This is a genomic window from Metabacillus idriensis (assembly GCF_050483325.1).
Taxonomy (GTDB): domain Bacteria; phylum Bacillota; class Bacilli; order Bacillales; family Bacillaceae; genus Bacillus_P; species Bacillus_P idriensis_A.
In genome coordinates this window covers 58858-70126 of the sequence record NZ_JBCMYF010000025.1, presented here as the reverse complement: position 1 = coordinate 70126, position 11269 = coordinate 58858, and the positions used below count along the sequence as shown (strand labels likewise).

Here is an 11269-nt window from a genome sequence, read left to right as displayed (position 1 = left end):
AGCTCCGCCTCCTAGCCCCTTGGCCAGAACAAATCCGGCAGTAAAGGCAAAAAGCGCCTTCACTGCCGGATTCTTATCTGTCTGCCCGAGTCTGACCAGTCGGCTCCGCTTTTCTTATTGTCCAGCTCCATCGCCCAACTCCTCGGCCAGAACGGATCGACCAGTAAAGGCAAAAAGCGTCTTCACTGGCCGATCCTTATCTGTCTGTCTGCGCAAACGAGGACTTCAGCTTCACACATTGTCCAGCTCCATCGCCTAACTCCTCGGCCAGAACGGCTCCGTCTGTAAAGGCAAAAAGCGCCTTTTCAGCCGGATCCTTATCTGTCTGTCGGAGCTAAACAGGCGATTCCGCTTTTCTCATTGTCCAGCTCCGCCTCCTAGCCCCTCGGCCAGAACAAATCCGGCAGTAAAGGCAAAAAGCGCCTTCACTGCCGGATTCTTATCTGTCTGTCGGGTCTGACCAGGATTTCAGCTTCACACATTGTCCAGCTCCATCGCCCAACTCCTCGGCCAGAACGGCTCCGTCTGTAAAGGCAAAAAGCGCCTTTTCAGCCGGATCCTTATCTGTCTGTCGGAGCTAAACGGGCGATTCCGCTTTTCTGTTAATACCCAAAATCCCAATCCATCTGTTCCTGCCAGACGGTAAATTGAATTTCTGAGAACTTGATTTCACGGTCATTTATTTTATAGCTGCATGTCCCGCATGCGGATTGTTTTTTTAAGTCTGCATATTTTTCTTCTGTTACATCCTCTAAGATTGTCATTTCTTGATTATGATGAAACAATAAAACGGTTCCCACCGAAAAAACACCTTCTTTTTTATTGATAGAACAGCTAAAACACAGATTGTATTTTACCATGTTTGGGGCCGTGGTCTAACAAATATAAGAAGTTGTCATAAAATCGCCAAAACGAAATCGTTTACAGGAAATTTACAGTTGTTTTTTCATTCTATAGTTGATAAAAAGCATCGGATCGATCGAAACGTATTGCTCAGTAATGAGGGTAAATCCTTTTTTAATAAAAAAGGGTTTAGCAGTAATACCTGTACTGACGGACAGGACCTTGTGATCTGCTTCCATTGCTGTTTTTTCGAGAGCCTGAAGCAGAGCGGATGCCGCTCCTTTTCCCTGATAATCCATATGAGAATACAGAAAGTGGATTTCACCATTATGTGTCAGAGTTCCAAACCCAATAATCTTTTGGTTCTTAGTGGCCAAAAGCGTTGTATTCGCCGTCAGCAAATCGTTCCAATTTGAGTAATAATCCATGTTTTGGGGAGCGAGCGCATTCAAATGCATATCGGAATAATCTTTGCGGTTGACTTCATGTACAGTCCCTATATAAAGATTGACAATGGTGTTCAGGTCTTTTGGTTCGAATAATCTAATTTTCATCAGCACCACCGAGTGTTTGTAGTTTTTCTGCACGGGCATCTGCAATTAAATTTTTGAGCCAGGCAAGCTCAGCTTCTCCGTGAAGGATGGACCCTTTAATTAAATGGATTACTGCCCTGGGCAATTGTTTATAAAAGTCTAAAATGCCAGAAAGCTCTCTAACTCTTTTTGCGGTTAACGTCATTCTTTTTTCAAGGATATCAGCTATTTCCTGCTGATTTCCATGCAAGGCAAACGCTACGCCAGTAAACAGCGGATGATATAAATTGGAGTCTGTGGACAATTCATCAAGAATCATTTTGTGAAACAGCTTTTTTCCGGAGTCGGTTATTTGATAAATGGTTTTATCCGGCCTGTTTGTATCCTTGATGATATCGACTACTTTTATAAACTCCTTTTTGTGAAGCTGCTCGACGGCGTAATAGAGAGATCCTTTTTGCAGTTTCATAAAATGATCCATATGTCTTTGCTCCATCGTTTGTTTCATTTCATAAGGATGGGCATCCCGTTCCATTAAAAGACCGAGAATAACTAATTTCATGGACATCGTGTACCCTCGCTTTACCGAAGCTGATGAAGCACTTTTCAGCTTACTTAAATTATATAGTCTAGTTTGACCATTTAGCAATGATTTTAGTTCGTGATTCACGATATATAGGATAGGGAAAGAATAGATTATGAATGTTTTTTATAAATCTTTCAATTCTTGACTATATCCTGTAAAATAAAGTGTTTGAAAAAATTATTTCCTTTATGGGGGAAACTAAGTGTTATCTATTATTAAACCTTTACTCGTTAACATTACAATTTTGTTTTCGCTGACCTTTAACGCAAATCTATTTTTTCCTTTTAATACAAAGCAAAAACCTTCTGTCAAACAAAGGGTCATATATGGGCTGATCAGTGCATTTGGTGCCCTGCTTTGTATGGCGTATCCCATTGAAACACTGGGTGAAACCTACTTTGATTTAAGAATGGTGTTTGTCCTGATTGTCACCCTTTATTCAGGCTGGATTTCAGGAGGAATTGTCCTTATTGTAACATGCCTTGCAAGATATTTAATCGGGGGAGACTTCTACCTGATCGGGATCGTCATCACTCTGGCAGCTTATGTAATGGGGTTATTGTTCAGAAAGCATTTTATTCAATCAAAAATGAAGTACATAAGCGGGACGGCAGTGGTAGGCACCTATTTTCTCGTCTATATTACAATCATCTATACGTATATTAATTTCCTGGAATTTCAATTTTACTTGGTTTACTTCTTAGCGTTTTATCTTTCATATATGTCGATGATCTTTATAATTGAGAGCTTGATTAAAACCAATAAACAATTTGATGAAATGGTTTATGTAGATAAACTGACGACAATCGGTCAAATGGCTGCTGCGATTGCACATGAAATCAGAAATCCAATTACAACAGTCAGAGGGTTTATTCAATATATCCAGCAGGATACAAAGGATGAAAATTTAAGGAAATTTTCACCCTTAATTCTTGATGAATTAGACCGCACGAATAAGATTATCACAGACTATTTACAGCTTGCTAAGCCCCATCATCATGAATTGACCAAAATAGAAATTGATGGAGTCTTAGAGGACATCATTGTGCTTTTAAAACCTCTGGGATCTTATTCAAATGTGACGTTAACTTATGATAGCGAAGAAAAAAGTTCGGTATATGGCGATATTGCGCTTTTAAAGCAATCTTTAATGAATGTGATTAAAAATGGAATAGAAGCCATGGAGAACGGCGGTGATATTCAAATTACTAAAAAAACGAATTATGTGAACGGTACTGTGAGCATTGTTATAAAGGATGCCGGTAAAGGTATGACAGAAGAGGAGCTGCAGCATTTAGGCCTGCCGTTTTATACGACAAAATCAAAAGGGACAGGCCTTGGCTCCATGATTACAAACCGGCTTATACGTGAAATGAAGGGCACGGTTGAGTATGAAAGCGAGATTGGCAAAGGAACAACTGTGACAATATGTCTCCATTTGTTTCAGTAAGGAAGGAGAAACGTATGTTCGCGGAGAAGTGAGTAATAGGGGGGATTTCTATGAAAACAATGGAGGAAATGAAAAATCATTATAATCACTATGATTCCTGGATTTTGTCATTAAAACAAATGAGCAATGATGGATGGTTTCAACCTGTACAAGAAGGCAAATGGTCTGCAGCAGAAATCGTTGCTCATTTAATTGCCTGGGATCGTTTTACATTAGATCAGAGACTTGGAAAGCTTAAGGAAAATGCCGTACTGGCTCCTTTTCCTGATTTTCAAAGTGTGAATGACAGGGCAGCGGAATATGCAAAAAGCGGAATAACTAAGGATGAACTAATTGCAGAATTTATAGAGGTTCGCTCTGCAGCAGTTGATGCCTTTCTTAAATTTGAAGGGGAAGAACATCAATTTCATTTTAAAATTGGTAATCATCTATTTACGATTGCAAGCTACATGGAGGATTTTATCGGTCATGATCTCCATCATAAAGCCCAAATTGATGCCTTCCTTGAAAAAAATGAAAGCACCGGGATTGCATGACAGATTTCCTGATTCAGGCACTTGCTGCTGCCGGTGCGATTTTTTTGTTCAGTGCGGTTTTGATCTTGATAAAAATGAAAAAATAAACACAAGAAAACCGCTCAGCTGCCTGAGCGGTTTTCTTGTGTTTAGCGGGCGATTCCGCTTTTCTATTGTCTAGCTCCGCCTCCCAGCCCCTCGGCCAGAACAAATCCGTCAGCAAAGGCAAAAAGCGCCTTCACTGCCGGTTTATTATCTGTCTGTCGGGTCTAACCAGTCGGCTCCGCTTTTCTATTGTCCAGCTCCATCGTCCAACTCCTCGGCCAGAACGGATCCGCCAGAAAAGGCAAAAAGCGCCTTTCCTGTCGGATCCTTATCTGTCTGTCGGAGCTAACCGGACGATTCCGCTTTTCTAAATTGTATGTGTAATGAAATTCGCAAGAAACAATAACGCGATGACGTATAGAGGCAGCGCTACTTCTCTTGTCCGTTTCATGACCAGTTTTAATATCGGGTAAGCAATAAATCCAAAAGCCATACCATCTACAATGCTGTACGTGAGTGGAATGAGCGCGATAATCAGGAATGCCGGAAAACTTTCCGTAAAATCTTTCAAATCGATGTTTTGGATATTCTGAATCATCAATCCGCCGATTAAAATGAGAATAGGAGCAATGGCACTGTCTGGTATCGTTTTAATATAAGGCAAAAAGAACAATGAACTCAAAAACAGCAAACCGGTTGTAATGGCTGTTAATCCAGTTCTTCCGCCTGCTGATATTCCAGCCGCTGTTTCCACTGTGCTAACAGTGGGACTTGTGCCGAATAGCCCTGCTGTTATGGCAGATATCGCATTTGCACGGAGTGAGCCCTTGTATCTGTCAGGTCTGTTTATCATGTTAACATGCCCATGAACAAGTCCGATATTTTCAAAAACGATGACCATCGTCAGTGAAAAAGTTGCTGTCCAAAAGGCGAGATCCGCTATTTTTTCAAAAGACATCGCACCGAAGACTTCAAAATAAGAACTCATTGAAAATGCAGATGCCGGACCTTGTGTGCTGTTAATCAAGCCGAATCCTGCAGCAATGGCTGTACCAAGCAGAATGCTGATTAAGAAATTTCCTGGAATGTTTCGCGCAAACAAAGTAATCGTAATAATCAGGGTAATCAGTGTGACAATCACATGGGGATCTGTAAAGTCGCCCAATTTAACAAATGTCGTGTCGCTGCCTGTTACAATGCCGCCTTTTTGAAGACCAATGAATGTAAGGAAAATACCGATTCCAACCGTAATGGCTTCTTTCAGCGAATTTGGAATAGAAGCGCTGATAATGCCTGAGAGCTTTGTAAACGCAACGATGGCGAAAAGAATGCCGGATACAAAGACAACGGCAAGTCCTTCTTGCCATGAAAGCCCCATCGATCCGCAGATTGTGTACGTAAATAATGCATTGACACCCATTCCCGGAACAAGAATGATGGGAGTATTGCCGATAAAGCCCATTAAAATGCAGCCAGCAAATGAAGTTAAGATAGTTGCAATGATACCTGCTTCAATCGGAATGCCGGCGTCAGCGAGAATCGCTCCATTTACGACAACAATGTACACAATGGTAAAGAAGGAAACAATTCCTGCAAGCAGCTCTTTTTTGACAGTCGTGTCATGTTGCTTAAGCTGAAAGTACTTATGCAATTTTTAAAACCTTCCTTGTAAAGTAACCCTCGACCCAACCCGTACAATCGGCAAAAGCCGATTCACATATAGCATTATATCAAGCCGGGGAACTTTGTGCATTATCTTTATTTGTTATTTTTAGGCTATATCTGCCCTGCATGTTAAATATTTGTAAATAAGCAGGGAGTTTCAGTTCAGGCAAAGAATTTATATGGGAATAAAACTAAATAAAGTATGGGGGAACTTGTATGGCGCAATTAGATCAACAGCCGGATGTGTTAAAAAAACAGCAGAGAGCATGGCATCTTTATTTTTCCCTTCCGATCCTGTCATGGGCGCTTTATGATTTTGCCAACACCATTTTTTCTTCCAACATTACGACCATCTTTTTTCCTTTTTATTTGCAGGAAGTGATTGGTGAAAACGAACGACTGGATCAAATAGCAAGCACATTTATCTCATATGCCAATGCTGCTGCAAGCTTTTTCCTTGTTCTTTTTTCACCGCTGTTCGGCGTGATGATTGACAGATCTGGCAGAAAAAAACGATATATTCTTCCATTTACCCTTATAACTGTTGCCTGCACCATATTAATGGGCGTCTTTGCTATGACACGTTTTTCCCAAACCGTATTTGGCCTTCCCCTGGCATTAGTGTTTGTCATTTTGCTGTTTATCATTGCGAAATTTTTTTACCATTCCAGTTTGATTTTCTACGATTCAATGATATCGGATCTTGGAACACAGAAAGAAATTCCTTTAATTTCAGGTTTTGGAGTCGCGGTTGGTTATGTAGGGACGCTGGTTGGATTAACGGTGTATCCTTTAATTGGAGATTCCGGTTATCATCATGCTTTTATTCCGACAGCACTGCTGTTTCTCCTATTTTCGGTGCCATTATTTCTTTTTGTAAAAGAAGAGCAGGTTTTGCAGGGTCAGAAAAAGTCATCATTTCTTAGCGGCTATAAGGAAATTTATCAAACATTTAAAGATATGCGAACACATAGGGCGGCATTTCTGTTCATGATTGCTTACTTCTTTTTAAACGATGCGATTGCTACAGCGATAGCGATGATGGCTATTTATTCAAAGGCCATTGTCGGATTTTCAACAGGCGAGTTTATCCTTCTATATCTCGTCTCTACAGTTGCAAGCATCGCAGGTTCTTTTGTTTTTGGGTACATTACAAAGTCAATCGGGACGAAAAGAAGCATTACACTTGTGGCCGTTATTCTTCTAATTGCTCTTGCATTTGCAGCATTTGCTGTCAATCCGCAGATGTTCTGGATTGCGGGCAGTTTATTTGGTGTCTCCCTTGGTGCAATGTGGGTTACATCCAGAACTTTTATAGTTGAATTGACTCCAAAAGAGAAGAGAGGTCAGTTTTTTGGACTTTTTGCTTTTTCCGGCAAAGTCTCATCTATTGCTGGACCGCTCTTGTACGGGACGATTACGCTTGTGCTGGCAGATTACGGCGATATCGCAAGCAGGATTGCCATCGGATCTCTAATGGTCCTTGCTTTGATAGGGCTGATTGTTCATTCATTTGTCCCGCATGATAATAAATAGCTGTACCATTATTAATGCCGGGTGAGATTCTTTGGGATCTTCCATTGCAAGGACCCTTTTCTCTGCAGCCATGCAGATGAGCCGCCAAACACTGCCTCTAATAAAAAGCTTGAGAGCCGTCTCAAGCTTTTTATCTTGTTTCCTTTATAAAAAAGGAGACAGTCCGATAATAAGCTTATATGGTTATTTTTTACGGAGAGAGGAAGAATACAATGCAGCAAACCGAAATTTTATTAGAAAGCGGAACAAATGAACTAGAAATCGTCGAATTTACAGTTGCTGGGCTGAAATTTGGCATTAATGTGATAAAAGTAAAAGAAATTATTCAGCTCCAAAGCATCACAAAGGTTCCACATGCCCATCCAAATGTGGAAGGGATCACTGAGCTTAGGGGAGAAGTACTGCCAGTCGTCGATGCAGCAAAAGCTCTTGGACTTGGTCAAAGTGAAAATCCGCAGTCAGATAAGCTGATTGTGACCGAGTTTAATCAGCAAAAAGTCATCTTTCATGTTCACAGTGTGACACAAATTCACCGGATTTCATGGAGTTTAATCGAAAAGCCATCAAGGCTTTATCAGGGACTTGAAAGTCAAATAACAGGTGTTGTGAAATGGATGGGCGAGATGATTCTGCTGCCTGATTTTGAGAAAATGATGGTGGAATTGAATCCCGAATCAGGTATTCATATTGATCAAGTGAAAAAAATGGGGAAACGGGAACGTTCAGAAAAAAGAATTGTGATTGCAGAGGATTCTCCTTTACTGAGAGGGCTTCTTCATGATACCTTGCAAGAGGCAGGCTTTGTGAATCTCGAGTTTTTTGAAAATGGGAAAGATGCATATGAGTATTTGTATGCATTGTCTGAAGAGGGCAAGGAAGTGAAAGATGAAGTTCAGCTTGTGATTACCGATATTGAAATGCCGCAAATGGACGGGCATCATTTAACGAAACGATTGAAAGAAAATAATAAGCTCGCCGTACTGCCGGTCATTATTTTTTCGTCTTTAATCACAAACGACTTGAAACATAAAGGTCAAAAAGTAGGTGCTGATGCACAAGTCAGCAAACCTGAAATTGCTGAACTGATTACTATTATTGATCAATTTATTCTTTGAAAATTGCAGGTGATCAACATAAATTTGATAGATAGAGCAAAACAATTTGCAGAAGCCGCTCATGAAGGGCAGGTCCGGAGACTTAACGGAGGGCCGTACTTCACACATGTGGAGAACACAGCGCTCATTCTCTTCAAAGCTGGTTTCAGAGAAGAAGTTGTTGCAGCTGGATTCTTGCACGATGCCGTGGAGGATACGGAAACTTCACCACAGCAAATAAATGAGTTATTTGGTGCGGATGTTGCGTCTCTTGTTGCTTTTAATACCGAAGATAAATCACTGCCGTGGGAAGAAAGAAAGCAGCATACCATACAATCAGTCCAGTCTGCCGGTATTGAGGAAAAAGCGGTTTTAGCTGCTGATAAACTGGATAACCTGGAAAGCCTATTGAAGGAACACAGGAAGCATGGAGATGATATCTGGAGAATGTTTAACCGCGGCAAAGACAAACAGGCATGGTATTATCGTTCAATTGCTGAAAATCTTTTTATGAACATTGAACCTAAAGAGATTCCAAGTTTTTTCTTTGTGTACAAACGTCTGGTTGAGGAGTTTTTCAGAAAATAGACAGATAATAAGAGCATGATCCGGAGATGGATCATGCTCTTATTTACAACGGTCAGTAGCTTTCGCCTAAACGTTTAAAGACTGGTTTTTTGTATGTAGGAGAAGGTTTTTTAGGAGCTGATCCAGCAGGCGTTGATTCCCTTATGCCAACATACTGCTGCAGCAGCGCTTTAGCTTTTGCTAATGATAAATGAATTTTTGGGTTCCGGTACGTTTGATTCAGTGAACCAAGATGTGGGAGGTTTTCGAAGTCTTCTTTTGTGGGAGGCATATGAAAATAATATTCTCCTGCAGAGACAAGGACATCTGATTGCTGTTTGCTGTTTCTTGGATTATTGGAAAAGTGGAGACCTTCCTTTTTTGCCTTTCCCTCAGTCATCAGTTTATGAAGTGCACGTTTTTTAAGCGTATATAAAAACTTAGGATCCGGAGCTGTTTTTGCATGGCGGTTCACAATATAGATCGCTCTGGCAATATTTTCAGTTGTTGGCTTCAATGGCTGGTTTCGATTATGATCGTCCATTCTTTCTCTCCTTTTTTTGTTTTTATGCTTATTCTAAATTATACGTTTTCATGTGTAAAATGCAACTTATTCGAAAAAAAGCAAATGTACTGGAAAGAGTTCATAAACATGAAATGGATAAGATATAACAGGATAAGCGGTTGTCTCCCGCTTATACTGTTTTTGATTCTTCCGTGTTTTGGCTGTTCATAACATTCAGGAATAGTTCTGCAAACACCGGATCCCACTGGGTGCCTTTCCCTTCCTTGATGATGGACAGCGCTTTTTCAGCTGTCATCCCCCGTCTGTAGGGGCGGTCTGATGTCATGGCATCATAGGCATCGGCAACCGCCATTATTCTGCCGTATAAAGGAATATCATCGCCCGACAGCCCTTCAGGATAACCTTTGCCGTCATAGCGTTCATGATGAGACTTCACGCCGGGGATGAGCGGCTCCATCATTTCGCCCGGCTGCACATTTGATAAGATGCCTGCACCAATGACCGGATGCTTTTTTATTTCTTCGAATTCCGAGTGTGTCAGCCGTCCTTCCTTCAGCAAAATGCTGTCCCTAATGCCGATTTTGCCTATATCGTGAAGCAGCGCGGATTTGCGGAGGGTGTCAAGGCTTTCTTCACTTAATCCTGCTTCTCTGCCTATTAATACGGAATACTCCGCTACACGGACTGAATGGCCGGATGTATAAGGATCTCTTGCATCGAGTGCAAGTGCAAGCGTAGTATACAGGCTTTCAAGCAGCTGACTGTTAATTTGGTCTCGTTCTCTAAGCCCCCGGATCATTTTATTAAAGCCTGCTATCAATTTTGAAAATTCATCAGAATACACTTCATTTCTGTAGGAAAGGATCCCCTGCTCAACTTCTGACATACCATCCTGCAGTTTTTCAATCGGTTCCGAAATATTTTTAAACAATAAGAATGCACCCGACACTGCGAAAATGACAGACACCATTAGGATTAAAATAGCCCAGCTCCAATATTCAGATAAAAGGGGAACGGCATTTTCCTGAAAGCGAATTTGTGTAGCCAATGTAAATAAGAGGAGGGGAAAAACCCCGATATAAATCGCGCTGTACAGCACCTTCTGCTGAATGGATATATGGATTTCCGCTTCTGCGGTTAAATCTGCCCCGTGAAGCATCAGTGCTTTATTGCGAAGATCGATCAGCATCGGTTTAACGGCTTTTGATGATAAGAAAAACTCGATGATGCTGTGCATTCCGGCAATAAGGACTGCACCCACTGAGGCCAGAAGAATATAGTAAAGCGGAAGACTGAGCAAACCAAACTTGATAAACACTGCTGCTATTAAGACGGCGGGGATTGATAGACCGAACAAATGGGGTCCGAAAATCCGGTAAACCGTAAGTAATGGAAAGCGATGTGTTTGTCTGAATGCATTTTCGATGGCTTCAATGGATAAATCGCCATTTTTGAATACCCGCTTGATCGGATCTATATGCTTTTTGAAGGAATACCATTCACAAAGCCCCATGCAAACAATGGATATACATAATATAAGCAGCAGAATCCCTATTTCAAGAACAGAGATGACTAGAGTGGAAAACATGAATAAAGAGCCGATTCCAAAGACAGCTATGAAAGATCCAATAAAATAATTAATCAGGAGTTTTTTTAAGAAATCTTTATATGTGTTCAAACAGTGCCACAACCTTAAATTCAGACTTCTTCTATTATATCGGCCATTTATCCGGAAATTTAACAGGTTATTGCTGAAAAAGGTAAAGGTGGGGAAGCAAAAAAGACAGCTGGTGCTGTCTTTTTTAGAGATAAGAATGTATAGAAATTTCCGCTTTGGCGGCGATCGGAATCACATAGGCTCCTCAGCCATCTGGCTTTCGGAGCTAAACAGGCGCTTGTGTTTTTCATA

Annotated in this window: 11 protein-coding genes; 5 read left to right on the top strand and 6 right to left on the bottom strand. The window is 41.0% G+C overall.

The annotated features are described in order from the left end of the window. Positions 1-602: 602 nt before the first annotated feature. From ABEQ24_RS14845 to ABEQ24_RS14835, 3 genes are all read right to left on the bottom strand, one after another. On the bottom strand, positions 603-800 hold the full coding sequence (locus ABEQ24_RS14845; RefSeq protein WP_070877110.1) for a hypothetical protein: 198 nt from the start codon (positions 798-800) through the stop codon (positions 603-605). A gap of 132 nt (positions 801-932) precedes the next feature. Next, a complete protein-coding gene (locus ABEQ24_RS14840) occupies positions 933-1397 on the bottom strand; it encodes a GNAT family N-acetyltransferase (RefSeq protein WP_430007512.1) in 465 nt (154 codons plus the stop codon). Continuing rightward, positions 1387-1944 carry a PadR family transcriptional regulator gene (locus ABEQ24_RS14835; protein WP_430007511.1) on the bottom strand — a complete coding sequence of 186 codons (558 nt, stop codon included), beginning with the start codon at positions 1942-1944 and terminating at the stop codon, positions 1387-1389. The genes ABEQ24_RS14840 and ABEQ24_RS14835 overlap by 11 nt, the downstream gene beginning before the upstream one ends. Before the next feature lie 220 nt (positions 1945-2164). Here ABEQ24_RS14835 and ABEQ24_RS14830 point away from each other — a divergent pair, with 220 nt between their 5' ends. Both ABEQ24_RS14830 and ABEQ24_RS14825 read left to right on the top strand, forming a co-directional pair. Then, positions 2165-3412, top strand: a complete 1248-nt coding sequence (locus ABEQ24_RS14830) for an ATP-binding protein (protein ID WP_430007510.1) — start codon at positions 2165-2167, stop codon at positions 3410-3412. Positions 3413-3462: 50 nt separating this feature from the next. Beyond that, a complete protein-coding gene (locus ABEQ24_RS14825; RefSeq protein ID WP_430007509.1) occupies positions 3463-3948 on the top strand; it encodes a DinB family protein in 486 nt (161 codons plus the stop codon). Positions 3949-4339: 391 nt separating this feature from the next. Here the strand turns inward: ABEQ24_RS14825 and ABEQ24_RS14820 are convergent, their stop codons facing one another. Next, positions 4340-5623, bottom strand: coding sequence for an NCS2 family permease (locus tag ABEQ24_RS14820; RefSeq protein ID WP_430007508.1), 1284 nt, complete (start codon positions 5621-5623; stop codon positions 4340-4342). 230 nt (positions 5624-5853) lie between these two features. Here ABEQ24_RS14820 and ABEQ24_RS14815 point away from each other — a divergent pair, with 230 nt between their 5' ends. The 3 genes from ABEQ24_RS14815 to ABEQ24_RS14805 all read left to right on the top strand — a co-directional run bounded on the left by ABEQ24_RS14815 (position 5854) and on the right by ABEQ24_RS14805 (position 8855). Further along, positions 5854-7173: an MFS transporter gene (locus ABEQ24_RS14815; protein ID WP_430007507.1), complete on the top strand. Its 1320-nt coding sequence runs from the start codon at positions 5854-5856 to the stop codon at positions 7171-7173. Between the two features lie 212 nt (positions 7174-7385). Then, positions 7386-8288: a chemotaxis protein gene (locus tag ABEQ24_RS14810; RefSeq protein ID WP_430007506.1), complete on the top strand. Its 903-nt coding sequence runs from the start codon at positions 7386-7388 to the stop codon at positions 8286-8288. 24 nt (positions 8289-8312) lie between these two features. Beyond that, positions 8313-8855 carry an HD domain-containing protein gene (locus ABEQ24_RS14805; protein WP_430007505.1) on the top strand — a complete coding sequence of 181 codons (543 nt, stop codon included), beginning with the start codon at positions 8313-8315 and terminating at the stop codon, positions 8853-8855. Positions 8856-8907: 52 nt separating this feature from the next. Here ABEQ24_RS14805 and ABEQ24_RS14800 read toward each other — a convergent pair whose 3' ends face one another. Then, positions 8908-9378 carry a YkyB family protein gene (locus tag ABEQ24_RS14800; protein WP_430007504.1) on the bottom strand — a complete coding sequence of 157 codons (471 nt, stop codon included), beginning with the start codon at positions 9376-9378 and terminating at the stop codon, positions 8908-8910. Positions 9379-9529: 151 nt separating this feature from the next. Next, the gene (locus ABEQ24_RS14795) at positions 9530-11038 is read right to left on the bottom strand and encodes an HD domain-containing phosphohydrolase (protein ID WP_430007503.1); all 1509 of its coding nucleotides are present in this window, start codon (positions 11036-11038) and stop codon (positions 9530-9532) included. Positions 11039-11269: the final 231 nt, after the last annotated feature.

Bases quoted from the DNA above. Each gene is read 5' to 3' on its own strand.
- ABEQ24_RS14840 (WP_430007512.1), bottom strand. From the start codon at position 1,397: ATGAAAATTAGATTATTCGAACCAAAAGACCTGAACACCATTGTCAAT.
- ABEQ24_RS14835 (WP_430007511.1), bottom strand. From the start codon at position 1,944: ATGTCCATGAAATTAGTTATTCTCGGTCTTTTAATGGAACGGGATGCC.
- ABEQ24_RS14825 (WP_430007509.1), top strand. From the start codon at position 3,463: ATGAAAACAATGGAGGAAATGAAAAATCATTATAATCACTATGATTCC.
- ABEQ24_RS14815 (WP_430007507.1), top strand. From the start codon at position 5,854: ATGGCGCAATTAGATCAACAGCCGGATGTGTTAAAAAAACAGCAGAGA.
- ABEQ24_RS14810 (WP_430007506.1), top strand. From the start codon at position 7,386: ATGCAGCAAACCGAAATTTTATTAGAAAGCGGAACAAATGAACTAGAA.
- ABEQ24_RS14800 (WP_430007504.1), bottom strand. From the start codon at position 9,378: ATGGACGATCATAATCGAAACCAGCCATTGAAGCCAACAACTGAAAAT.